Origin of the sequence: Methylocapsa acidiphila B2, from assembly GCF_000427445.1 — a bacterium.
GTDB classification, from domain to species: domain Bacteria; phylum Pseudomonadota; class Alphaproteobacteria; order Rhizobiales; family Beijerinckiaceae; genus Methylocapsa; species Methylocapsa acidiphila.
Map to the genome: position 1 here is coordinate 3,574,953 of NZ_KE386496.1, position 21,992 is coordinate 3,596,944.

A 21,992-nucleotide genomic window follows, 5' to 3' on the forward strand; every position below is an offset into this window, starting at 1 on the left:
ACCGCCCTTAGCGCCAGCCTTTGCCGCCCGCTGCTGTTTAGGCGTAGCTGGTAGCGTCTCACCTTCTCCCGTCGCCACGTCCACGACGAACTTGGCAAGCTGGTTCGTGTCGCGGGGGCGTTTTGGCGTTTGGGTCATGGGTAGAATATGGCATATGTGCTAGCAGAGTTCCACCTAGAGCGCGCTATTTTGGCACGCCCGGTATTGAATGAACCTGCTTTTGCACATTGTCTAATTGTATCCTGATTTTTTGCTCGTCGATTTGTATCGCGTCGATCCGCTCTGGCACATGCTCAAGTAGCTTCATGCTGTCCTGCAAGTGAAGCACAACATCATGAGTTTCTGCAAGTGTTTGTTCTAGTCTAGGCGACTTAGAAAGCAAATCTTTTACATCTATACTTTTTGTATATGCCTCACGAAATGAAGAATTTAGTTCTATTGTCGCGTTTTTAGTCTCTTTTATTTCATCTTTTAATCCGCCGTATATGACATAAAGCAAGCCGAAAAAGGCAGCGGCTATTACACCTAGCAGAGAGTAAAATTGTCCCCTGCTAAATTGGAAATTGACGATCGGCGGGTCTTGATCCGGCGGCGTTGCCTGAGCTGGCTGCGGGGTCTGAGCCGGGGTGGTTGCAGACGGCATATCTGGAAATCCTTTTATCTAATATCTTATATGGTCATACCCCTTGACTCTTATCAAATAATTGCGATCTAATTTGGAGTCGAATCAGACATGGGTCTCTCTAACCGCTACGGCCTTCAGCTGGTTCCATGCCAGTCTGCTCTGCGGAATTTCAAACTGACCCACTACCTGCCTGCGCAGGTTTTTGAAGTCCATTGCATCATGAAATAAGATCCTCCCGCAGCTCGCAAAATGGCGAGGCTCAAAATCGGGCGTCATCGCGCTGGAGCGGGCTCCCGAAGCATCCGGGCGATTGTTATCCAAGCGTTGTTTTCCGCCGCGGTTTCCGGTTAAGGTTGAGTTATTGCGTTGTTGTGACGCTCGTCATTCTTAGCGGAAGGCGTTTGCTCTTTGCGGCTCTGCCGGGGCTCGACGTCCGCTGCATAGCGGACCGAACTCTCAGAACCGTGATCTCTTTCGGCGGCTTTTCGGGTCCGGTCGGAGCTTCGAGGCTTGGCGCGATCAGGCGATTCACCTTTTGCGCTGAAACCAGTCGCGGCGGGCGGCCCCGCTTGCTAAAGAGACCGTCATCGGAGCCATTTTGCAGGCGGTCGCCTTTGTCCCTGGTCGATGAACATGCCGAAGCGGTCGCGGCGCATTTGATCGCCGCCGGCTATGCGCGATGCGAGCCGCCGATCCTTCAGCCGGCTTCGATCTTCTTCGATTCGGGCGAGGATCTTCGCAGCCAGCTCTATCTCACGAGCGACGCCTCCGGCGCGGAATATTGCCTGCGGCCAGAATATACGATTCCCGTCTCACGCCACTATCTCGCCTCGCGGACGCCGGGCGAGAGCGCGGCCTATTCCTATTGCGGGCCGGTGTTCCGCTTCTCCGGCGAGCACGCAGGCGAGTTCGCCCAGGCTGGGATCGAGAGCTTCGGCCGGGCCGATCGCGAAGCGGCCGATGCCGAGATCCTCACGCTGGCGCTCGCCGCCGCTGACGCCGGACGGCCGGACCGCGAGGGCGCCGATTTGCGCGTGCGGATCGGCGACGCCGGGCTGTTCTCGGGGCTGCTCGAGGCGCTCGACCTTTCGCCGCTCTGGCGCCGGCGCATCGCGCGCGGCCATATGCAGGGGAAATCAATCGAGGCCATCGCGAGCCCGAGCCTCGGCGGCGGCGCTGACGATCATGGCGGCGTCCTCGGCCTTCTCGAAGGGGCGGATAAGCAAGGCGCGCGCGCCTTCGTGGAAGATCTCCTCGCCATCGCGGGCATAGCCCCGGTCGGCGGTCGGACCGCTGCGGAAATCGCCGAGCGCTTTCTCGAGCAATCGGCCCTCAAGGCCGGCAACGGATTGTCGACGGCGACGCGCGCGATCATCGAGCGTTTCTTGAGCATCGCGGGCGATCCGGATCGCGCCTCGGAGCAATTGCGTCGCCTTGCGGCTGAGGCCGGGCTGGATCTCGCCGCCAGGCTCGACGGTTTCGAGACGAGGCTCGGCTTCATCGCCGCGCTCGGCCTCGAGGTGAGCGAGCTTCATTTCGCCGCGAGCTTCACCCGCAATCTCGACTATTACACGGGCTTCGTTTTCGAGGCGCATCAGCGCAGCGGGCCAGGCCAGAAGCCCGTCGCTGGCGGCGGACGCTATGACCAGCTCTTGCAGCGGCTCGGCGCGCCTTCCGCCATTCCGGCCGTCGGCGCGGCGATCTTCGTCGACCGCCTGCGCGGCGATTTCGCCGGGAACCGCCTATGAGCGCGGCCGCCGAAAGGCCTCTCGTGCTCGCGGTGCCCTCAAAAGGGCGGCTGCAGGAAAACGCCTCCGCCTTTTTCGCGCGCGCCGGGCTCGAGCTCTTGCAAGGACGCGGCGCGCGGGACTATCGCGGCGCGATCGTCGGTCTCAAGAATGTCGAGATCGCCTATTTGTCGGCCTCCGACATTGTTGCTCATCTCGCCGCTGGAAGCGCCCATCTCGGCGTCACGGGCGAGGATCTCGTCCGCGAGACTCTCGCCGACGCCGACGCAAAGGTCGCTCTTTTGACCCCGCTCGGCTTCGGCGGCGCCAATGTCGTCGTCGCCGTGCCGCGCGCCTGGATCGACGTGAAGACGATGTCGGATCTGGAGGACGTCGCCGCGGCCTTTCGCGCCCGGCGGGGCGAGCGCATGCGGGTCGCGACCAAATATGTCAATTTGACCCGGCGGTTCTTCGCCGAGCGCCATGTCTCGGATTACCGCATTGTCGAGAGCTCGGGAGCGACCGAGGGCGCGCCGGCCGCGGGTCAGGCCGAGCTTATCGTCGACATCACGACGACGGGCGCGACCCTAACGGCGAATGCGCTGAAGACGCTCGACGACGGCGTTATCCTGCGCTCGCAGGCTAATCTCGTCGCTTCTCTCAACGCGGATTGGACGCCGCAGGCGCTGGAAAGCGCCCGCATCATTCTGTCGCGAATCGCGGCCGAGGAGGAGGCGCGGCTCACGCGAGAGGTTTCGACCGATCTTGCGAGCCTCGCGGAGCCCGTGCTCGCCGAAGCCGAGGCGCTGTTTGGCGCCCGGTTGCGCCATCGGGCCGGCGACGGGCGCCTCACCCTGTGCTGCCCGAAGGATCATGTCGCGTCGCTCGCCGATTGGCTCATCGCCAGAGGCGGCGCTCACGTCGCTGTGGCGGCGCTCGATTACGTGTTCTCGGCGGCCAATCCATTGTTTGAGAAGCTGGTCGTACGGCTTCGCGAGCCGTCGCCGAAATGACATGCCGATCTGCGCACGTGAAAAACGGCCTGCGGGCCGAATAACAACGCGCCTTGCCTCAGGAGCCCAAAATGACAGCGCTGCTCGTCGTCGAACTCTCGGATGACAAGAGATTGTTTTTCGGCGGCCGCGGACCGGACGGCGAGCTGTCTGAGGTCTGGGTCACCGACGAAATTGCAAAGGGCACGCGCGACAGCTTCCAATCGGCTCTCGGCGCGCTCGCTGAGCTTGTCAAGACGCTCGACGCTTCCGTCGCGGGTATGGAGGGGCGCCCGGAGAAGGTCGAGATCGAATTCGGCGCCTCGCTTGGAAGCGATTGCAACCTATGGATCGCGCCGGGCGATTCCAAGGCGGAGTTCAAAGTCAAGTTGACCTGGTCCAAGGCCTAGCCCAGGGGCCGAGACCTTAGCCTATTCGGCTGCGGCGAGCGCCAGCTCGACCGGCGTGAATACGCCTTTTTCTGCTGGCTGCATTTGGAAGCGGCGCCGGTGGAAGCGATAGAGGCTCGCGCGATGCCCGATCGACACGATGGTCGTCGTCGGCAGTCTTTTGACCAGGGTTTCGTAGATCTTGGCCTCCATATCGTCATCGAGCGCCGCCGTGGCCTCGTCCAGGAAGAGCCAATCGGGCTTCGTGAGAAGCGCGCGGGCGATTGCGACGCGCTGCTGCTCCCCGCCTGAGAGGCGCAGCGACCAAATATCCTCGACATGGATTTGCCCGGCGAGATCGGGAAGCGACGCCGCTACGAGCGCTTCGCGGATCGCGGCTTCGTCATAGGAGTCAGGGGGAGCCGGATAGGCGATCGCCGCGCGCAGGGTTCCGATCGGAAGATAGGGCTTTTGCGGCAGGAGCATGATTCGCGCGCCGACCGGAAAGTCGACCGAACCGTCGCCGAAGGGCCAGACGCCCGAGATCGCCCGGAACAGAGTGGATTTGCCCGAGCCGGATGGACCGATGAAAAGCGCGGGTTCACGAGCCGCAAGCTTTACGCTTGCCGCTTTGACGATCTCGCGTCCGTCGGGAAGCCGCAAGACGAGGTCGCGGATCTCGACGTCCGTCGGCTCTTTCGGCGCGGCGGCGGCGGACGATTGCGCGAGGCCGCCGGCGGCCAAGACGCCCTCGATCGAGGCGTCGAAGGAGATCAGACGGTCGAGGACGGCTTTATATTCCGCCAACGCGACATAATAGGTGATGAAGAAGGTCAGAGCGCTGTCGACCGTAGCGAAGGCGCGTCCCGTCTGCGACATGACGCCGAGCTGGATCTTGCCGGCGAAATAGAAGGGCGCGGTGACGAGATAGGGGATGATGGGGCTCAACTGGCCATAGGAGGCGGTGAAGCCGATGAGGTTCTTCCGGCAGGCGACGATCCGGAAATAATTGGTGATGATCGCCGAGAAACGCGATGACAGCGACGCTTTCTCGGCGCTCTCGCCGGAGAGAAGCGCGATCTGTTCGCCATATTCCCGCAGGCGGGCGAGGGAGAAGCGGAAATCCGCCTCATAGCGCTGCTGGGCGAAGGCGAGCCGCGCCAGCGGCCGCCCGATGAAATGAGTGATGACCGTTCCAATGCCTGCGTAGATTAAAGCGGTCCAGAACAGAAATCCTGGCACGATGATCGAGGTGCCGGGCAGAGTGAAATTGGCGGAAAGCTCCCACAGAACGATCGAGAATGAGACGAGCGAGCTTAGGGTCGAGATCAGGAGAATTGAAAAGGAATAAATGCCATAGCCGGTTTGACCGCCGTCGATGAAGCGGTTGATGTCTTCCGAGATGCGTTGGTCGGGGTTGTCGGCGAGGCTTCCCGAAAGCGACATGCGATAATGCGTGTGCCGATCGAGCCAACGGCCGACATAGTTTTCGGTGAGCCAGCGCCGCCACCGGATGATCAGCGTTGATTGCACGATGAATTCGACAATTCGCGACGCGATGTAAATGAACACCCAGGGCATGAACACGGTGAGAAGCTGCGCCCAGAAGGTCGCCTGGTCCTTGTTCTGGATCGCGTTGAAAAAGTCCCTGTTGAAGAAGGACAGGCGGACCTCGATCCCGACTTGTGCCTGATTCAAAATCACGAGAAACACGACCATGGCGATCGCGACGCGGCGCTCCAAGGCGCCGTAGGAGGGAAACGGCCAGACCCTGGCGCGAGTCGAGTCGTCCGCCTCGAAATAGCGGTCGGCGATGCGGGTCATGGCGCGCACGACTGGAATGAAGGACAGCGCGTAAACGAGCATCGAAAAAAGCGCGACGGTGAGCGGCAGGCTCTCGGGAAGCGCGTAATCTTCGAGCGACGCCGGCCAGAGGCCGACTTGGGCGATGAGAAAGATCACGCCGAACAAGACGGTCTCGACGGCGAAAATGGTCGAGAAGATGCGCAAAAAGCTCGAAATGGCGGTCGAGCGGTAGGTCGTGACGGCGCAAAGCAGGGCGGTCGCGGCGAGGAGAAGAACTGTACTGTCGCCGTGCCTTTGCCCGATGACGGCGGTCGCAATGGAAAAGAGAGCGAGGATGGCGGCGAGAATCTTCATGGTTAGCCTTGGCGTCCGCTTGCTGGGGAGCTTTTGTCGGGATGGGGCGCGTGGAAAGGGCTGCGCCCGCGCGCGCAGTCGGGCGTCGATCGATGACGTTTCGGCTCCGGAGGCCGTCTCGCGGGCAAGGCTGGTGGCTCCCTGCGCAAGTTCAAAACGAGCTCCAAGTCTTTGACTCTGAGCAATTTCCTTTTCAGCCGGATCATTTCCGATTGAAATCGGCTTTAGAGCATGTTCCGAAAAAGTCGACCGACTTTTTCGTCATTTGGATGTCGGATATATCCGATAACTCACCAAAACACGCCCAAACTTGTCGAGCTGCAGCGCGTTCGTATCGATCGGACGAGTCCGTCCAATCGATACGCGCCTCGTTCGCCAGGATTGGACCTGGATCGCTTCGGAACCATCCTGACCAAGCGAGGCGGCATTGAGGCCGCGCCTTCGAGCTTGTCAACGTGGCCCGATGATTTTCTGATCGCCCGTTTCAGTCTCGGGCTCTTCCTCGATCGATAAGCCGTTGATTGCGGCGCAGAGCACGGGCGAGGGCTTGAATGTGAGGACGCGGCGCGGCTTGATTGGGGCCTCGACTCCGGTGCGCGGATTGCGGCCGACGCGGGCGCGCTTGGCCCTTACGCTGAATAGGCCGAAAGAGCGGAGCTTGACGTTTTCGCCGCGGACCAAAGCGTCGGCGATCTCCTGGAGCGCCATTTCGAAAATATCCCTCGACTCGGCGCGGGAGAGCGTCGGGCACGAGTTATGAACCGCGTCGAGCAGATCGGCTCTTGTCGCGGTTTTCCGTGGCTTGGCCGTGTCCGATCCCGGCTCCAACGCTCGACGCACTTCCTTGGCTCTCCCCCCTCAGCCGCAGACTGGAGCGATCTTAGAGCATTTCGCGAGCTATTGGAAAGCAGCGGGCTTGAGCTTCAATTAGATAATGGAAATAGATCGGCCGCTATTTACATTGTTCTCTTAGCAAAATTTCGCCGAGAATTTTTTGCCATAAAAAAGGTCCCGGCGAAGCCGGGACCTTGGTGTCGTTGGCGGTGCGATTAGCCCGAGGCGTTGACAATCTATCGACCCGGAATTGGCGCCGACGAAGTCGGCCCCAACCTCGCCGATCTTGTCTTAGAAGTCCATGCCGCCCATGCCGCCCATTCCGCCGCCGCCCGGCATCGCCGGCGCATCCTTCTTCGGCTGCTCGGTGATGATGGCTTCGGTGGTGATGAGAAGGCCGGCGACGGAAGCCGCATCCTGCAGCGCGGTGCGGACGACCTTGGTGGGATCGATGATGCCGAGTTTGACGAGATCGCCATATTCGCCGGTCTGGGCGTTATAGCCGAACCCATATTCGGGGTTCTCGATCAGCTTGCCGACGACGACGGCGCCGTCGCCGCCCGAATTGTCGACGATCTGACGCGCCGGGGTCTGGATCGCCTTGCGGACGATGTCGATGCCGGTCTTCTGATCCGAGTTGCTGGTCACAAGATTGTCCAGCGCCTTGATCGCGCGCAGCAAAGCCACGCCGCCGCCCGGCAGCACGCCTTCCTCGACCGCGGCGCGGGTGGCGTTCAGCGCGTCATCGACACGGTCCTTCTTCTCCTTCACCTCGACCTCGGTCGCGCCGCCGACGCGGATCACCGCCACGCCGCCAGCGAGCTTGGCCAGGCGCTCTTGCAGCTTCTCGCGGTCATAGTCGGACGTCGTCTCGGCGATCTGGGCCTTGATCTGGGCGATGCGCGCCTCGATGTCCTTCTTCTCGCCGGCGCCGTCGATGATCGTGGTCGATTCCTTGTCGATCCGCACGCGCTTGGCGCGGCCGAGCAGGGGCAGGGTCACGTTCTCGAGCTTGATGCCGAGCTCTTCCGAGATCAGCTGGCCGGCGCTGAGGACCGCGATGTCCTCGAGCATGGCCTTGCGGCGATCGCCGAAGCCGGGCGCCTTGACCGCCGCGACCTTCAGGCCGCCGCGCAGCTTGTTGACGACGAGCGTGGCGAGCGCCTCGCCCTCGACGTCCTCAGCTACGATGACGAGCGGCTTGCCGGTTTGGACCACCGCCTCGAGCACCGGAAGGAGCGCCTGCAGCGAGGAGAGCTTCTTCTCGTGGATGAGAATGTAGGGGTCCTCGAGCTCGGCGACGAGCTTCTCGGCGTTGGTGACGAAATAGGGCGAGAGATAGCCGCGATCGAACTGCATGCCTTCGACCACGTCGAGCTCCGTCTCGAGGCTCTTGGCCTCCTCGACGGTGATCACGCCCTCGTTGCCGACCTTCTGCATCGCGGTCGAGATGATTTCGCCGACCGACTTGTCGCCATTGGCCGAAATTGTGCCGACCTGAGCGATCTCCTCGTTCGAGGTGACCTTTTTCGAGTTCTTCTTGAGATCGGCGACGATAGCCTCGACGGCGAGATCGACGCCGCGCTTCAGATCCATCGGGTTGAGGCCGGCGGCGACCGCCTTGGTGCCTTCGCGGACAATCGAGGCGGCGAGAATGGTCGCGGTCGTCGTGCCGTCGCCGGCGACGTCATTTTGCTTGGAGGCGACTTCACGCACGAGCTGGGCGCCGAGATTCTCGAACTTGTCGGCAAGCTCGATTTCCTTGGCGACGGTCACGCCGTCCTTGGTGATGCGCGGCGCGCCGAAAGATTTTTCGATGACGACATTGCGGCCTTTCGGGCCGAGGGTCACCTTGACCGCATTGGCGAGGACGTCGACGCCGCGCAGCAAACGATCGCGGGCGTCAGACGAGAAACGGACGTCTTTGGCAGCCATGTTAAAACTCCTAAACCGAGGTCTTCAAATATCGGATGAAAGGATTCCGCGAACTCAGGCGACGACGCCCAGAATGTCGCTTTCCTTCATGATGAGGAGATCCTGGCCGTCGATCTTGACTTCGGTGCCGGACCATTTGCCGAACAGCACCTTGTCGCCGGCCTTCACGTCGAGCGGAACCAGTTTGCCGGTTTCGTCACGCGCGCCAGGCCCGACCGCGACGATCTCGCCCTCCTGCGGCTTCTCCTTGGCGGTGTCGGGAATGATGATCCCACCCTTGGTCTTTTCCTCGCCTTCGAGGCGTTTCACCACGACGCGGTCGTGCAAAGGACGAAAGCTCATGTCTCCTAGTTCCCCTTTGGCCCGCTAGGACATGCGAGACGGCGCCGGGCGCGCCGCCTTCGATCCCACGGCTAAATTGACATCGCACCTTGTTAGCACTCACAATCGTTGAGTGCCAATGGCAACGCGTAGATAGGCGCCCCCTTGGCAACTGTCAAGGCGGCGCCTGGCGTCAGGGGATTCCGTAATCCTAAGGGCAAGCGGCGCGATGCGGCGCTAATTCCGGTTTAAGCGGTTCGGCCAAACGACCAAGACTGGCCATTCGACGTCTAAAATCGCGTCGGGCGAGCGGCGGTCTCCCGCGCGCGCCCGACGACGAGCCGACTCAGGCGGCCAGAGGAGGAATTCTAAGCACCTGGCCCGGATAGATCTTGTCCGGATCGGACAGCAGCGGCTTATTGGCTTCGAAGATCACATTATATTGGCCGCCCTTGCCATGGCCATATTCGGTCTCGGCGATCTTCCAAAGCGTGTCGCCCGATTTGACCGTGTAGAATTTGGATTCCGCGGCGGCCTTGGCCGGCTGCAGATCGTTTTGCACCTTCGCGACGCCGACCGAATTGCCGATGGCGAGCGCTATTTTCTCGGCCTCCTCGGTGGAGGCGGCGCTTCCGGACAAGATCACCTTGTCGCCCTCGACCTTGATGTCGGCCTTGGAGACGTCGAGCCCGTGTTTCTCGGCTTCTTTTTTCAACTGCTCAGCGGAAGCAGGGGCCGTTTCGGACGCGCCGATGATCTTCGCGCCGACCGATTTGGCAAAGCTCAATAAACCCATTTCTGCACCCTCCTATGTCGAATCCATCGAAAAATCGCGTGCTTGGAATAGAGTTCTGACCTCGCTGTCTAGAGCCTGGCCGATCCGGCCGGCTGGGAATGAATTTAACAAGCGAATTTTGTAACGTCATAAGAAAAATGGACGATCTATATCCCGTTCTTTGTCGGTTTGATTGGGCGGAGCCAGCCTAACCACCGCGTCATGCGGACTCTTGAAGGCTTCCGATGCGTCGAGCTCATTCCGGCGACTCGCCCCCAAACTAGAACGGACGCCTTGGTCTCAGCTTGAACTTGTCTTAAATCTCTCCGCAATCGATCTCGGGAATCGGATAGAGTTGAATGAACGCCGGAACCGGCCCGGAGGTTTCCCCCATCGCACTGGTGACGGGCGCAGCTAGGCGCATCGGCCTGCGCATTTGCGAGCGCCTCGCGTCGGCGCGTTACGCCGTCGTCCTTCATTGCCGGCCGTCGTCGCGCGCCGAGGCGGAAGCGGCCGCGGCGCGGATGATCGCCGACGGTGGCCGTGTGAGCGTCCTCGCACGCGACCTCGGCGACGTTTGCGCCCTGGAGCGCATGATCGACGAGGCTTCGACCGTTTTTGGGCCGCTCTCTCTTCTCGTCAACAATGCCGCGATTTTCGAGGACGACGCCGCCGCCGATTTCGATCTCGAGCGCTGGGAGAGGCATTTCGCGATTAATCTCCGCGCGCCGGCAGTCCTCGCGCGCGACTTTGCCCGGCGGCTCCCTGCCGAGGCCGAGGGCGCCATCGTCAATGTCATCGATCAAAGGGTCTGGCGCCCGACGCCGCAATTCTTTTCTTATACGTTGAGCAAAACGGCGCTTTGGACGGCCACCCGCACGATGGCGCAAGCCTTCGCCGCGCGGCGAATCCGCGTCAACGCGGTCGGACCAGGGCCGGTTCTGCCTAATGACGAGCAGGGCGAAGGCGGGTTCTTGCGGGAGGTCGAGGGCCTGCCATTGCATCGGGCGATTCCGCTCGACGACGTCGCCGACGCCGTCCTCTATCTCGCGCAGGCTCGCAACGTGACCGGCCAGATGATCGCGGTCGACGCCGGCCAGCATCTCGCATGGCAGACGCCCGACGTCGTGCTCTGACCGAATTGATTTCAGCTCAATTTTTCACAATGCGGCCTAATCGGCGCTCGGCAGCCGCCGCATCGTGAATTCGATTCGGCCGTCGGGAAGCTCGCGCCAGAATTCGACTTCGGTCAGATAGGCGGCCTTCGGATATTTATCGAACCATTCGCGCGCTTTTTCGCGCGCCTCGGCGCGGGGAAGGACGAAATTTTCGCGCCGCCACGCGCCGCCGCCCGCCCGAGGGTCGTCGGCCGACTGCTCGCGCGCGCGCTTGCCGAGCCGCCGCGCGACCTCTTGTGGCGTTCGATGTTCCGCGTTCACGGCGCGCTCCCCAGGGCTTTCGTCCCGCATGATAGCGCGGGCGAGCGCAGTTAAAACCTTCATGCGCGCGCATTTTTCTCATCTGCGCGCTCCGCCGCGTCCCGTCGACTTCTCAAAATGCGGATAGCTATGGCACGCCGCTTGCTGCGCTGCCGCGCAGAGCCAGGAAGGGCGAAGATCATCGCGAAGGCCGATCCAAATTAAGGAGTGGTTTCAATGTACGAGAAGGCTTGTGATTTATCCGAGCTGATCGAAGGCAAATATGATGTCGCGGTCGTAAATCGGACACTCTGCCTCGTGGTCTGGCCGGAAGGCGGGCAACCCCGCGCTTTCCAGGGCATGTGTCCGCATGCGAAGGAGCCGCTCGCCGACGCGCGGTTCGACGGCAAGAATCTCGAATGCCACCATCATGACTGGCAGTTCGACGGCACGACCGGCAAATGCATCAAGGGCAAGCCCTGCAGCCTCGCCGAATATCCGCTTAAGGTCGAGGAGGGAGTCGTCTTCATCGACGTCGCCGGCATCGAGCCGAATTACCTCGAGGGACCGCCGAAACAGCCGGGCATCATGCGCTAAGGCATGATCCAAAGAGGTTGTTCGGCTTTTTCGATCAGAACACGCCGCCTATGCCGTGTCGCCCTCACGGTGTGATGCGAGGCTGTCGCTTGGCCGAAGCGATAGCATCGTCGAGCAGCCGCGCCAGGCTTCCCGGATCTTCCGGGAAGCCTGCAGCGACCCACTGATCCTCTAGGCTTTTCAACATTTCGCCAATGACTTTTCCGGCGGCGAGGCCCCGCGCCATGAGATCCGCGCCCGAAAACGGCAGGTGCGGCGCCGGGACGTCATGCAGAAAGCCGCGCGCGGCCTCCCATGCCGCGGCGTCGGGGGCGCGCGCCTCGGCCTCCGCCAGCGTGCAGGCGTCGAGCGCGGCGCGACGGCCGTGGCGATAGAGCAGGCGGCGGAGATCGCTAGGCTCGGGCGGCGCCTCCGCGCCGTGCAACGCGACGCCGGCGATGGCGGCGGCTTCGAGACGGCCGAATTCCGCATTGGATAGGCGTAGGCGCTCGCGCAGCCGCAAAGCGTCTTCGGTGACGTAAAGACAAACGGCCGCGAGGCGCAAAAGCGGGTCTGGCGGGCTCGGGACGATGGCCGCGGCGCGCCGCAGCCGGGCTGGATTGGGCGCAGAAGCCAGGAGCGGCCCGAGAAGGCCCGCGGCGCAAATCTCGGAGCAGACCTCAGCGGCCCGGCGCGCGCAGAGAAGCTTGAGGGTCTCGGTCCGAACTCTTTCGCGCGACAGCGAGGCCAGACCATCGCGCTCGCGCATGGCGGCTGCGAGCCCTGCGGGGTCGAGCGGCCCTTCGCCGAATTCCGCGGAGAATCGGAAGAACCGCAGGATGCGCAAATAATCCTCGCGGATGCGGCGCGTCGGCTCGCCGATGAAGCGAATCTTTCGCGCTGCTATGTCGTCGAGCCCGCCGACGTAATCATGGAGCCGTCCGTCTCGCCCCATGGAGAGCGCGTTCATCGTGAAATCACGCCGTAAGGCGTCGATCTCGAAATCGCGGCCGAAACGCACCTTGGCGCGGCGTCCGTCTGTCTCGACGTCCTCGCGCAGACTGGTGACCTCGAAACTCTGGCCGTCGACGAGAAGGGTCACGGTGCCATGATCGATTCCGGTGGGGATGCAGCGCAGGCCCGCCGCCTTCGCGCGCGCCGTCACCGTCTCGGGGTCGGCTGTGGTCGCGAGATCGATTTCATGAACGTTGCGCGCAAAAAGCGCATTGCGCAGGGCGCCTCCGACGATCCTCGTTTCATCGCCGTCCCGATCGATCGCGTCGAGGATCTGAATCAGCGCGGGGTCGCGCAGCAGAACGGTCGCGGCTTCCGGCGCGGGGATCCCGGCGCAGTCGTCGTCGCGCCGGCTCATTGCAGGCGGCCCGGAACCAGCCTGCCATTTTCGATATGGGCGGGGACATAGGCGCCTTCGTGCCGTACCGCGAAAACGCCGAAGGCGATCATGCCGGCTGCGGCGATCGCGAGCCCCGCAAGGAACAGCGACGCGACGGCGCTCTGAGTCCAATGGTCGACGGCGAACGGATAGTTTCGGCGCAGCGCGAGATAGATCACATAGGCGACGAAGGGGGAGACGAACAAAAGCGCCGGCTCCAGCATGATCCGCCACATCAGCCATAAAGCCTTTCATAGAGATTGCGGAGAATCCCCGCTGTCGCGCCCCAAATATAGCGCTCGCCATAAGGCATTGCATAAAAATGGCGTATCTTTCCCGCGAACTCGCGCGACCCGCGGAAATGATTGGCGGCGTCCATCAAAAAGGCGAAGGGCACCTCGAAGGCCTCCGCGACCTCGTGAAAATTGATCTCGAGCGCGAGCGGCGGCGTCACCTTGGCGACCACCGGAAGGATGCGAAAGCCGGTGCCGGTCCAAAGCGGATCGAGATAGCCGAGCGGCTCGACCCGTCCGCGGTCGAGGCCGATCTCCTCATGGGCCTCGCGCAGCGCCGCGGCGATCGGGCTTTCGTCCTGCGCGTCGATCTTTCCACCGGGAAAAGCGATCTGGCCGGAATGCGCGCGCAAGGCGGCTGCCCTGAGGGTCAGAATGACGCTCACCTGGCCTGGATGATCGACCAATCCGACGAGGACCGCCGCCGGCCGGGCGCCCGAAAAATGCAGCGGGTCTCCGCCCGGCTCATTGGGCGCGGCTTCGCCGAGAGCGATGAGGCTCTCGCGGCTCGCGCATTCAGGCTCCAGCGAAAGCCGCGATCTGATGCGGTCGAAGACGAGCTCCGGCGCAAAGCGCGCTTCAGGCGGATTGGCGGCCAAAGTTGGGTCCCTCGTGGTTTTCGCCCTCATCTTTCGGTTGCTCCTTGCCTTCCATGGGGAAGAAGGCTCCCGCCGAGGCCACGCCGAAGCAAAGCGCGCCCTCATGCCGCCGGAACTCGCCAAGCGCAATGAGATCGAGCGACAGAGCCCGCGTCGCGAGCGCCCACAGATCGGGGCGAACCTGGATATAAGGCTTCACGCCCCCTGCTTCGCCGGTCTCGAAACGAATCGGATGGGCGGCGTCGGCGGTGACCCAATCATCGACATTGGTGCGAAACCGCAGGACTTGCCCGGAATCTTCCGTCGTCACAGTCATCTCCACGGCGATGAAAGGCGCGTCCTCGACGACGATCCTGACGCGCTCCACCGGGGTCGCGAGAACGTAACCGTCGGCCTCCTTGCGAAGGATGGTCGAGAATAGGCGGACGAGCTCGGGCCGGTTGATCCGGCCGCCTTGGTGGAACCATGAGCCGTCACGCGCGATTCGCATGTCGATCTCGCCGCAGAAAGGCGGCTCATTCGTCGCGCGGTCGTCGCCCATGAAAAGCCCTGCCTCCGCTTGTCGCCGTCCGCGCGCGGCGCGCCGCCGGCGAAAGCCCTCAATCCGACGCGATCCTGCGAGATCCGAATGGACAACGCGATTTTGACGCGCAATCTAATGGGCTATAAGCGAAAGGAAAGCATTCGGCTTTCTTCGCGGCGGCCGCATGGAAAGGCGAGACCACATGCCGGAAGCAGTCACAGCTTCGTTTGAAGACGCCGTCGCCCGAACCGCCGAGACCGCGCTGGAGCGAATCGCCGCAGCGCGCGCCTCGATCGAGACCGTCATCTTCGGCCAGGCGGAAGTCGTCGAGCAGAGCCTCGTCACGCTCTTGTCCGGCGGCCATGGCCTGCTCGTCGGCGCGCCGGGCCTCGCCAAGACGAAGCTCGTCGAAACCTTAGGCATTGCGCTCGGCCTGGACGCGCGGCGCGTCCAATTCACGCCTGATCTCATGCCGGCCGATATTCTCGGCTCGGAAGTCTTGGAGGAGGCGGCCGATCGGCGGCGGAGCTTCCGCTTTATCCGAGGCCCGATCTTCGCCCAATTGCTGATGGCCGATGAGATCAACCGCGCGAGCCCGCGCACGCAATCGGCGCTTCTGCAGGCGATGCAGGAATATCATGTCTCTGTCGCCGGCGAGCGCCACGATCTGCCGCAGCCTTTTCATGTGCTGGCGACGCAAAACCCGCTCGAGCAGGAGGGAACCTATCCTCTGCCCGAAGCCCAGCTCGACCGTTTCCTCATGCAGATCGACGTCGCCTATCCGGACCGCGCCTCTGAACGGCGCATCCTGATCGAGACGACCGGCGACGCGCAGGCCCAGGCGAAGCGCGCCATGACCGCCGAAGATCTGATCGCGACCCAGCGCCTCGTGCGTCGCCTGCCAGTGGGCGAGAGCGTCATCGAGGCCATCCTCGACATCGTCCGCGCGGCTCGTCCGGACGACGGCGATCCTGCGATCGCGAAGCATGTCGCCTGGGGGCCTGGACCGCGCGCCGCGCAGGCCTTGATGCTCGCCACCCGCGCCCGCGCGCTGCTTGCCGGGCGGCTGTCGCCTTCGCTCGAGGATGTCGCGGCGCTCGCCACGCCCGTTCTGAAGCACCGCATGGCTTTGACCTTCGCCGCTCGCGCCGAGGGGGAGACCGTCGCGAGCCTCGTCGCCAAATTGACGAGCCGGCTCGGCTGATCATGGCGCAGGCGCGCGTGCTCGCAAAAGAGGAAGGCCGGATCGGGGCGCGCCAGCTGAACGAGGCGCTTCTGCTCGCACGGCGCTTTCCGGGCTTGCTCGTCGCCGCAAAGGAGGTCGCCGCGAGCGTCATGCATGGCGTGCACGGGCGGCGACGCGCGGGCTCAGGCGAAACCTTCTGGCAATTTCGACCGTTCGTTTCCGGCGAAGCCGCGAACAGGATCGATTGGCGCCGCTCCGCCATGGACGACCGGCTCTATGTTCGCGAGCGGGAATGGGAGGCGGCCCACACGGTCATGGTCTGGATCGACCGCTCGGCCTCGATGAGATTCTCCTCGCAGCTCGCCTTGCAGCCGAAGATCGACCGCGCGTTGGTCCTCGGGCTCGCGGCGGCCGATCTTCTGACTCGCGGCGGCGAACGCGTCGGCTTGCTCGGACTGACGCGCCCCATAGCCGCCCGCGACGTCGTCGAGCGCTTCGCCGAAGTTTTGCTGCGGGAGGAGTGCGCGGGCGATTTCCGGCCGGCGGAGCTTCCGCCGGCGGCGCGCTTGCCCCGCAACGCCCAGGCTATCCTGATCGGCGATTTTCTGAGCGAGCCCCGCGACGTCGCCGCCGCGATCGAGACCTTGAGCGGCGGCGGCGCACAGGGCCATCTCGTTATGATCGCCGATCCGGTCGAGGAGACTTTTCCTTTTTCCGGGCATACGGAGTTCCTCGACGTCGATTCCACCGCGCGGCTGCGCGTCGGCCGGGCGGAGGCGTTTCGTGACGCCTATGTCCGCCGCTTGGCCGCCCATCGCGACGCCGTTCGGGCGGCGGCGCGCGCGCGCGGATGGAGCTTGATGCTGCATCGGACGGACCGGCCGGCTTCCGAGGCTCTTCTGGCCTTGCGCATGCATCTCGAAGCTTGTCGCGATCCTGCGCTGCGAGGTTCGCCCTCCTGATGCTTGGTCTTCCTCTCGCTTTCTCAGCGCCTTTGGCGCTCGGCGCTCTCGCTCTCTTGCCGGCGCTCTACATCCTGCTGCGCGTCACGCCGCCGACGCCGCGTCGAGAGCCGTTTCCGCCGCTGCGGCTGTTTCTGGACCTGCATCCCGCCGAGGAAACGCCGTCGCGGACGCCATGGCCGCTTCTGCTTTTGCGCCTCGCCGTCGCCGCCTGCATCATTTTGGCCATGGCCGGGCCGATTTGGAGTCCCCTGCCGATCCTCTCTGTAGGAGGGGGGCCTTTGCTCGTCGTGATCGACGATGGCTGGCCGGCGGCGCCGAGTTGGGATCGCCGCATCGCGGCCGCCGCCGCGCGAGTCGAGGCGGCCGGGCGGGGCGCGCAGCCGATCGCCGTCGCCGCCGCCTCGGACGGGCCTCGTGAGATCGCGACCGGCGACGCCGCTAAGGCGTTGGAACGGCTCCGCGCGCTCGCGCCGGCGCCTTACGTTCCTGATCGGCTTCCTCTACTCGGGGCGATCGAGAAATTCAGCGGCCGCCACCCCGATGGCTCGATCGTCTGGATCGCCGACGGAATTGAGCAGGGTCATGCGCGCGATTTCGCCGCAAAGCTCGCCGCGCTGCCGGGCCATGTCGAGATTTTGGCGGGCGCCGATCCGGTTCGCGCCTTGGCCGGGCCGCAAAACCTCGCCGGAGGGCTCGAGGCGCGCGTGCTTCGCGCGGCGCGCGGTGGACCCGAGCAAGGGATTGTCCGGGCGCTCGATCTGAAGGGCCTAGCCATCGGCGCGGCGCCCTTCGACTTCGCTGGAGCGACGGAGTCGAAGGTCCGGTTCGACATGCCCGTCGAATTGCGCAACGAGATCGCCCGGCTCGAAATTGTCGACGAGCATTCCGCCGCGGCGGTTTCGCTCCTCGACGAAAGATGGCGCCGCCGCCGCATCGGCCTCGTCAGCGGCGAAACCGCCGATCTTTCGCAGCCTCTTCTCGCCCCCGACTATTATCTCAGGAAAGCGCTGGGGCCTTTCGCCGACGTCCGCGAGGCGAAGCCGGGAGAGGCCGAGCCCATTCGGGCCTTGCTCGCCGAACATGTCGCGATCATGATTCTCGCCGACATCGGCGCCGTATCCGGGCCGGCCCGAGAGGATCTGCTTCGCTTCGTCGAGGAGGGCGGAGTCCTCTTGCGCTTTGCGGGCTCCCATCTCGCCGCAGGGGCCGACGATCTCGCGCCGGTCCGGCTCCGGCGCGGCGGGCGGGTGCTCGGTGGCGCCATGTCTTGGGACACGCCGAAGACGTTGGCGCCCTTCGATGGCCGAAGCCCTTTCTTCGGGCTCGCCGTTCCGGCGGAGGTGACGGTCAGCCGGCAGGTTCTGGCTGAGCCAGACCCCGGCCTTCCGGCGAAGACCCTGGCGCAGCTCTCCGATGGAACGCCGCTCGTGACCGCCATGAAGATCGGAAAGGGCATGACCATTCTGTTCCATGTGACGGCCGATACGGCTTGGTCGAATCTGCCGCTCTCGGGTCTGTTCGTCGACATGCTGCGCAAGATTGTGGCTTTGTCCGGTCAGCCGGATCAGGATGCGGCCAAGGGCGGCGTCGATGCGGAGGCCGACCAAGCCCGCATGTTGGCGCCGAACCGCATCCTCGACGGGTTCGGCGTCCTCGGCGCGCCGCCGCCGAGCGCCAAGCCCGTTTCAACTGGATATGAGGGGCCAGCGGATGCGGAGCATCCGCCTGGGATTTACGGCTCCGTGGACGCGTTTCTCGCGGTCAATGTCCTGCGTCCCGACGACGCGCTGGCGCCAGCGGATTTTTCGGGCCTTGGGCTCGATTTGGCGCCGCTGCAGCGCTCCGAGCCGATCGATCTCAGGCCCTGGCTAATCGCCGCCGCCTTTCTTTTGTTCGCCGCCGACGCCTCGGCGTCGCTCTGGCTCTCCGGCGGCCTTCGCCCACGGCCCCGGCGCGCTGCGGCGGCGATCGCCGCCTTCGCCATCCTGGCTTGCGGGTTTTTGGCCGCGCCCGACCGAGCCGTCGCCGACCCGGCTGCGTCGGCGCTCACGCAGCGCGATCTCGAATCGGCGCTGAACACGCGGCTCGCCTATGTGGCGAGCGGCGATCCCAAGGTCGACGAGGCGAGCCGACAGGGTCTTGCAAGCCTTTCCCGCGCGCTCGCCCGCCGCACGTCGCTCACCCCTGGAGAACCCGTCGGCGTCGATCCCGCGCGCGACGAGCTGGCCTTCTACCCGCTCCTCTATTGGCCGATCTCGGCCAAGGCCGCGCAGCCGCCGCGCGCGGCGGTCGCCAAGATCAGCGGTTATATGAAGCAAGGCGGGACAATTGTCTTCGACACGCGCGATGCGCTCTCCGCGCATCCGGGCGGCGCGCCGACGCCGGAAGCGCTTTGGCTGCGCCAATTGCTCGACGGCGTCGACGTGCCGGAGCTCGAGCCAGTGCCGCCGGATCATGTCGTGACCAAGACTTTCTATCTGATCGACGGATTTATCGGACGCTACGCCAATGGCGAGACCTGGATCGAGGCCTTGCCGCCGGCCCCGACAGACGGCGGCCCGCGGCCGGCTCGCGCCGGCGACGGCGTATCCCCGGTCATCATCACCTCCAACGATCTCGCCGCCGGTTGGGCGAGCGACTCGGACGGAGAGAGCCTTTATGCGCTGACGCCGGGCGGTCGCCGACAGCATGAAATCGCGCTTCGCGGCGGGATCAACCTGGTGATGTATACGCTGACCGGCAATTACAAATCCGATCAGGTCCATGTGCGCGATCTGCTGGAGCGGCTCGCGCATTGAGGCGCCCTCGGATCCATTCATCCTGTTGGATCGAAACATCCAACAGGATGAATGTGATCGCACTTTTTCGCGACCCACTCTCGCGCATATTCCAATCGAATCGAACCGGTCGGATCGACCAGAATAGACTCGCGTTTTTGAAGCAGGCGCGGCCTACCGCCGCGGGAAACGAAGCTGCGGGGGCATGTTGGGCGGGAGGCCTCCATTGGGCGACACAGCGCCAGGCGGCATTCCCGGCCGCGGCGCTCCTGGGAGTCCGCCCGGCATTCCTTCCGACGCAGCGTCCGAGTTGCGGGTAGGCAGGGCGAGGGTGAATTCCTGGTCGCTCTTTGCGAGCTTGGCGGATCTCCCGTTGACAGACCGCAAAATCCAGCCGTCTTCGGCTTCGCCGATATGGCGTCTGACGACGGCGTTCGACGTTTGGTTGGAAAAAATTGCGATGCTCTGGCTCGCGTCGACGACCGTTCCGAGCAGCGTCAGCGATGGCGGCATGGTCGATGGCGGTTCAGGCGGCGGCGGAGGCGGCGCTTCGACCATAGGCGGGGGGACGAAGGCGTCGGGCGCGCGCCTGGACGAGGTGAAGAGCGGCCGCTCCCTTGTGGCCGCCAAGCTGTCGACGGGAATGTCCCAGAGAGGATTGGGGCTCAGGGCGCGCTCCGGCGTGCCGGGCCGCGCCGGGACGACGGCGCGCTGCGGCGGGACGCTTGGCTGTTCTCTGCTAGGAGGGCGGCTTGCGCCGAGATCGCTTTCTATCAGATTGGCGCGCAGAGGCGTCTGAGCCGCAGCGTCGACCGAAGCAAGAGCGCCGAGAGCCGACAAAAGGCACGCTAGAGCCGGACGGATCATTTTTCCACCTGCCACTGGCCAGAGACGTCGATTCGAACGCGCATCGGACCTTCCTTATCGCTGCTCGACTGCGGCGTTTGGATCACGAGCTGTTCGATGAAGAGAAACGGCATCCCCGCTTCGAGATCATAAAGCAAAGGCTGCAAGCCCGTTTGAGAAATTTCACAATTGACGGTGACGGTGACATAGCCTTGCTCGGCCTGGGTCCCTTGAAGGTCGATCTGGGAGGAGCGGACATTGCCGCCCGCTTGCGCGACCGCCGCGCCGACCCTCTGCTGAAGCGCCGCTCCGGCGACCGTCACGGTTCGGCCCTCCAAAAACGGAGAGCCGGACGCGCCGCCGCCCGGCGGCGTGAGCTGGGCCGCCTGCCTGCCTCGCTTTTCGATATTGTCGAGAAGCTCCGAAGCGGTCGAATAGGCTTGGTAATCATCGATCAGGCTCGAAAGCGAGGACCAGACGATGAGCGCAAATCCGGCCATGGCCGCGGCGAAGCCGGCGAGCGCGAAGGCTTGGTCGCGCGTCAGACCCCGGAGCAGAGATCGAATCCTGTTCATCGGCCTGCCGTGTAGACGGGTTGGACTTTGGCCTCGATCGAGAAATGCTCGGCGCTTTCATTTGCCGAGCGCGTCGTCGGAGCGAAAAAGACCGCCTTGGAAAAATGCGCCGATTGCTCGAGGAGCCGGATCAGCGAGGGCGCGTCCTGCGTCAGGCCGATGATCTGAATCTTGTCGCTGAGGACGCGAAGCTCGGTCAGATAGGTATGGTCAGGCAAGATCTGCGACAAGGCGTCGACGACGATGACGCTCGACGCGGTCTCCCGCTTGCGTCTTTGCAGCGCGGCCGCGGCCTCGCCTGTCGCGTCATGCGCCGATCGCAGTTCCGCCCGGCGCGCCGCAATGCGTTGGTTTAGTTGGTCGGTCCGGTCCTCGAGGTCGCCGCCGACGCCGAAAACGGCGAGGAGGGCGACGGCGGCGAGCCCTCCGCCTGCGGCGAGCGACGTGACGAGAGCCCTCCGCAGCCGCTGCGCCTGACGGGCGCCTTCGACTTTTCGTTCGAGCACTTTGATGAGCGGCTGGCTCGGCTCGGCGCCTGGCATGGGCGCGCAAACGATGATCGAATCGACGCCGAGCTCGGAGAAGGCGTTGACGAAAGGCGCGATCAAGCTGCGCGCGGTCGCCGCGATGGTGACGACGATCCGATCGCTTTCGCCTTGGCCCAACCTGCGCCAGCCAAAGGCCGCCTCGGCGGCGGTCCAGGGCGTCAGCCGGTCGATCTGGGCGCGGATGATGCCTTCGAGAAAGTCCGAGGCGCGGCCCGGCAGCTCGAGCGGTCGAAACATGAATCGCGTCGGCTGAAGCACGAGCTCGACCTTGGCGCGGCGAAATTTCGCGGCTAGATCGTCCGAAGTCGGCGCATCGACGCGCCCGTCGATGATCCGGAGCGGCGCGCCGTCGGAATCCGGGTTTCCGTTTCCGTCCGTCTGGTCGAGCGTGAATGCGCCGTCTTGGCCCTCGAACAGGCGCAGCTGCGGAGTCGAACGCACGTTCTCGCGAAGGGCGAGAAGCGCCGCTTCGAGATGAGCGATCCAACGCCAGAACGCTTCGGCGATCCTTGCGCGCCAAGTCATGTTTGTATTC

22 protein-coding genes are annotated in these 21,992 nt (G+C 63.9%); 8 read left to right on the forward strand and 14 right to left on the reverse strand.

Translation table 11 applies throughout. The features are described 5' to 3' along the window. Positions 1–184 precede the first annotated feature (184 nt). Positions 185–643 carry a hypothetical protein gene (locus METAC_RS0119735; RefSeq protein WP_026608341.1) on the reverse strand — a complete coding sequence of 153 codons (459 nt, stop codon included), beginning with the start codon at positions 641–643 and terminating at the stop codon, positions 185–187. A 596-nt stretch (positions 644–1,239) separates the two neighbouring features. On the opposite strand from METAC_RS0119735, the gene METAC_RS0119745 reads away from it, so the two are divergent. The 3 genes from METAC_RS0119745 (at position 1,240) to METAC_RS0119755 (ending at position 3,754) form a co-directional block, all read left to right on the forward strand. Continuing rightward, positions 1,240–2,373, forward strand: coding sequence for an ATP phosphoribosyltransferase regulatory subunit (locus METAC_RS0119745; RefSeq protein ID WP_026608342.1), 1,134 nt, complete (start codon positions 1,240–1,242; stop codon positions 2,371–2,373). Continuing rightward, positions 2,370–3,365 carry an ATP phosphoribosyltransferase gene (gene hisG / locus METAC_RS0119750; protein ID WP_026608343.1) on the forward strand — a complete coding sequence of 332 codons (996 nt, stop codon included), beginning with the start codon at positions 2,370–2,372 and terminating at the stop codon, positions 3,363–3,365. The genes METAC_RS0119745 and hisG overlap by 4 nt, the downstream gene beginning before the upstream one ends. 71 nt (positions 3,366–3,436) lie before the next feature. After that, the gene (locus tag METAC_RS0119755; protein WP_026608344.1) at positions 3,437–3,754 is read left to right on the forward strand and encodes a CU044_2847 family protein; all 318 of its coding nucleotides are present in this window, start codon (positions 3,437–3,439) and stop codon (positions 3,752–3,754) included. A 21-nt stretch (positions 3,755–3,775) separates the two neighbouring features. On the opposite strand, the gene METAC_RS0119760 is transcribed toward METAC_RS0119755, so the two are convergent. The 5 genes from METAC_RS0119760 to lysM all read right to left on the reverse strand — a co-directional run bounded on the left by METAC_RS0119760 (position 3,776) and on the right by lysM (position 9,779). Beyond that, positions 3,776–5,893, reverse strand: a complete 2,118-nt coding sequence (locus METAC_RS0119760) for an ABC transporter ATP-binding protein/permease (RefSeq protein ID WP_026608345.1) — start codon at positions 5,891–5,893, stop codon at positions 3,776–3,778. A gap of 450 nt (positions 5,894–6,343) precedes the next feature. After that, positions 6,344–6,733, reverse strand: coding sequence for an integration host factor subunit alpha (locus METAC_RS0119765; RefSeq protein ID WP_051335713.1), 390 nt, complete (start codon positions 6,731–6,733; stop codon positions 6,344–6,346). A gap of 285 nt (positions 6,734–7,018) precedes the next feature. Next, positions 7,019–8,662, reverse strand: coding sequence for a chaperonin GroEL (gene groL / locus METAC_RS0119770; RefSeq protein WP_026608347.1), 1,644 nt, complete (start codon positions 8,660–8,662; stop codon positions 7,019–7,021). Between the two features lie 54 nt (positions 8,663–8,716). Continuing rightward, positions 8,717–9,004, reverse strand: a complete 288-nt coding sequence (gene groES / locus METAC_RS0119775; RefSeq protein ID WP_026608348.1) for a co-chaperone GroES — start codon at positions 9,002–9,004, stop codon at positions 8,717–8,719. 325 nt (positions 9,005–9,329) lie between these two features. Further along, positions 9,330–9,779 carry a peptidoglycan-binding protein LysM gene (gene lysM, locus METAC_RS0119780; RefSeq protein WP_026608349.1) on the reverse strand — a complete coding sequence of 150 codons (450 nt, stop codon included), beginning with the start codon at positions 9,777–9,779 and terminating at the stop codon, positions 9,330–9,332. Between the two features lie 338 nt (positions 9,780–10,117). Here lysM and METAC_RS0119785 point away from each other — a divergent pair, with 338 nt between their 5' ends. Then, the gene (locus METAC_RS0119785) at positions 10,118–10,894 is read left to right on the forward strand and encodes an SDR family oxidoreductase (protein WP_026608350.1); all 777 of its coding nucleotides are present in this window, start codon (positions 10,118–10,120) and stop codon (positions 10,892–10,894) included. A 36-nt stretch (positions 10,895–10,930) separates the two neighbouring features. Here the strand turns inward: METAC_RS0119785 and METAC_RS0119790 are convergent, their stop codons facing one another. Continuing rightward, positions 10,931–11,227, reverse strand: a complete 297-nt coding sequence (locus METAC_RS0119790) for a hypothetical protein (RefSeq protein ID WP_051335714.1) — start codon at positions 11,225–11,227, stop codon at positions 10,931–10,933. Between the two features lie 186 nt (positions 11,228–11,413). Here METAC_RS0119790 and METAC_RS0119795 point away from each other — a divergent pair, with 186 nt between their 5' ends. Then, positions 11,414–11,773, forward strand: a complete 360-nt coding sequence (locus tag METAC_RS0119795; RefSeq protein ID WP_026608352.1) for a monooxygenase system ferredoxin subunit — start codon at positions 11,414–11,416, stop codon at positions 11,771–11,773. A gap of 64 nt (positions 11,774–11,837) precedes the next feature. On the opposite strand, the gene METAC_RS0119800 is transcribed toward METAC_RS0119795, so the two are convergent. The 4 genes from METAC_RS0119800 to METAC_RS24650 are packed head-to-tail and all read right to left on the reverse strand — an operon-like array spanning position 11,838 to position 14,578. Continuing rightward, entirely contained in the window at positions 11,838–13,124 is a 1,287-nt protein-coding gene (locus METAC_RS0119800; protein ID WP_036255732.1) for a CCA tRNA nucleotidyltransferase, read from the reverse strand. Beyond that, positions 13,121–13,381, reverse strand: a complete 261-nt coding sequence (locus tag METAC_RS0119805; RefSeq protein WP_026608354.1) for a DUF6111 family protein — start codon at positions 13,379–13,381, stop codon at positions 13,121–13,123. Before METAC_RS0119805 ends, METAC_RS0119800 begins: the two co-directional genes overlap by 4 nt. Then, complete coding sequence (locus METAC_RS24645; protein ID WP_051335715.1) at positions 13,381–14,067, reverse strand: CoA pyrophosphatase; 687 nt, start codon at positions 14,065–14,067, stop codon at positions 13,381–13,383. Before METAC_RS24645 ends, METAC_RS0119805 begins: the two co-directional genes overlap by 1 nt. Beyond that, positions 14,018–14,578: a DUF1285 domain-containing protein gene (locus METAC_RS24650; protein WP_051335716.1), complete on the reverse strand. Its 561-nt coding sequence runs from the start codon at positions 14,576–14,578 to the stop codon at positions 14,018–14,020. The genes METAC_RS24645 and METAC_RS24650 overlap by 50 nt, the downstream gene beginning before the upstream one ends. A 184-nt stretch (positions 14,579–14,762) precedes the next feature. On the opposite strand from METAC_RS24650, the gene METAC_RS0119825 reads away from it, so the two are divergent. The 3 genes from METAC_RS0119825 to METAC_RS0119835 are packed head-to-tail and all read left to right on the forward strand — an operon-like array spanning position 14,763 to position 19,509. Next, positions 14,763–15,764 carry an AAA family ATPase gene (locus METAC_RS0119825; RefSeq protein WP_026608356.1) on the forward strand — a complete coding sequence of 334 codons (1,002 nt, stop codon included), beginning with the start codon at positions 14,763–14,765 and terminating at the stop codon, positions 15,762–15,764. Positions 15,765–15,766: 2 nt separating this feature from the next. Further along, positions 15,767–16,708 (forward strand): DUF58 domain-containing protein, encoded by a 942-nt coding sequence (locus METAC_RS0119830; RefSeq protein ID WP_026608357.1) that lies wholly within the window; start codon positions 15,767–15,769, stop codon positions 16,706–16,708. Continuing rightward, positions 16,708–19,509, forward strand: coding sequence for a DUF4159 domain-containing protein (locus METAC_RS0119835; protein WP_026608358.1), 2,802 nt, complete (start codon positions 16,708–16,710; stop codon positions 19,507–19,509). Before METAC_RS0119830 ends, METAC_RS0119835 begins: the two co-directional genes overlap by 1 nt. Positions 19,510–19,662: 153 nt before the next feature. Here METAC_RS0119835 and METAC_RS24655 read toward each other — a convergent pair whose 3' ends face one another. Genes METAC_RS24655 through METAC_RS0119850 form a run of 3 tightly spaced genes read right to left on the reverse strand, consistent with a single transcriptional unit; the run spans position 19,663 to position 21,982 of the window. Next, positions 19,663–20,355, reverse strand: coding sequence for a hypothetical protein (locus tag METAC_RS24655; protein WP_051335717.1), 693 nt, complete (start codon positions 20,353–20,355; stop codon positions 19,663–19,665). Then, a complete protein-coding gene (gene gspM, locus METAC_RS24660) occupies positions 20,352–20,909 on the reverse strand; it encodes a type II secretion system protein GspM (protein WP_036255736.1) in 558 nt (185 codons plus the stop codon). Before gspM ends, METAC_RS24655 begins: the two co-directional genes overlap by 4 nt. Beyond that, a complete protein-coding gene (locus METAC_RS0119850) occupies positions 20,906–21,982 on the reverse strand; it encodes a PilN domain-containing protein (RefSeq protein WP_036255737.1) in 1,077 nt (358 codons plus the stop codon). Before METAC_RS0119850 ends, gspM begins: the two co-directional genes overlap by 4 nt. Positions 21,983–21,992 lie beyond the last annotated feature (10 nt).

What these genes read in the sequence shown, in the direction of transcription:
- METAC_RS0119735 (WP_026608341.1), bottom strand. Translation starts at nt 643, where the DNA reads ATGCCGTCTGCAACCACCCCGGCTCAGACCCCGCAGCCAGCTCAGGCA.
- hisG (WP_026608343.1), top strand. Translation starts at nt 2,370, where the DNA reads ATGAGCGCGGCCGCCGAAAGGCCTCTCGTGCTCGCGGTGCCCTCAAAA.
- METAC_RS0119755 (WP_026608344.1), top strand. Translation starts at nt 3,437, where the DNA reads ATGACAGCGCTGCTCGTCGTCGAACTCTCGGATGACAAGAGATTGTTT.
- METAC_RS0119760 (WP_026608345.1), bottom strand. Translation starts at nt 5,893, where the DNA reads ATGAAGATTCTCGCCGCCATCCTCGCTCTCTTTTCCATTGCGACCGCC.
- groL (WP_026608347.1), bottom strand. Translation starts at nt 8,662, where the DNA reads ATGGCTGCCAAAGACGTCCGTTTCTCGTCTGACGCCCGCGATCGTTTG.
- groES (WP_026608348.1), bottom strand. Translation starts at nt 9,004, where the DNA reads ATGAGCTTTCGTCCTTTGCACGACCGCGTCGTGGTGAAACGCCTCGAA.
- lysM (WP_026608349.1), bottom strand. Translation starts at nt 9,779, where the DNA reads ATGGGTTTATTGAGCTTTGCCAAATCGGTCGGCGCGAAGATCATCGGC.
- METAC_RS0119785 (WP_026608350.1), top strand. Translation starts at nt 10,118, where the DNA reads ATGAACGCCGGAACCGGCCCGGAGGTTTCCCCCATCGCACTGGTGACG.
- METAC_RS0119790 (WP_051335714.1), bottom strand. Translation starts at nt 11,227, where the DNA reads ATGCGGGACGAAAGCCCTGGGGAGCGCGCCGTGAACGCGGAACATCGA.
- METAC_RS0119795 (WP_026608352.1), top strand. Translation starts at nt 11,414, where the DNA reads ATGTACGAGAAGGCTTGTGATTTATCCGAGCTGATCGAAGGCAAATAT.
- METAC_RS0119800 (WP_036255732.1), bottom strand. Translation starts at nt 13,124, where the DNA reads ATGAGCCGGCGCGACGACGACTGCGCCGGGATCCCCGCGCCGGAAGCC.
- METAC_RS0119805 (WP_026608354.1), bottom strand. Translation starts at nt 13,381, where the DNA reads ATGTGGCGGATCATGCTGGAGCCGGCGCTTTTGTTCGTCTCCCCCTTC.
- METAC_RS24645 (WP_051335715.1), bottom strand. Translation starts at nt 14,067, where the DNA reads ATGAGGGCGAAAACCACGAGGGACCCAACTTTGGCCGCCAATCCGCCT.
- METAC_RS24650 (WP_051335716.1), bottom strand. Translation starts at nt 14,578, where the DNA reads ATGGGCGACGACCGCGCGACGAATGAGCCGCCTTTCTGCGGCGAGATC.
- METAC_RS0119825 (WP_026608356.1), top strand. Translation starts at nt 14,763, where the DNA reads ATGCCGGAAGCAGTCACAGCTTCGTTTGAAGACGCCGTCGCCCGAACC.
- METAC_RS0119830 (WP_026608357.1), top strand. Translation starts at nt 15,767, where the DNA reads ATGGCGCAGGCGCGCGTGCTCGCAAAAGAGGAAGGCCGGATCGGGGCG.
- METAC_RS0119835 (WP_026608358.1), top strand. Translation starts at nt 16,708, where the DNA reads ATGCTTGGTCTTCCTCTCGCTTTCTCAGCGCCTTTGGCGCTCGGCGCT.
- METAC_RS24655 (WP_051335717.1), bottom strand. Translation starts at nt 20,355, where the DNA reads ATGATCCGTCCGGCTCTAGCGTGCCTTTTGTCGGCTCTCGGCGCTCTT.
- gspM (WP_036255736.1), bottom strand. Translation starts at nt 20,909, where the DNA reads ATGAACAGGATTCGATCTCTGCTCCGGGGTCTGACGCGCGACCAAGCC.
- METAC_RS0119850 (WP_036255737.1), bottom strand. Translation starts at nt 21,982, where the DNA reads ATGACTTGGCGCGCAAGGATCGCCGAAGCGTTCTGGCGTTGGATCGCT.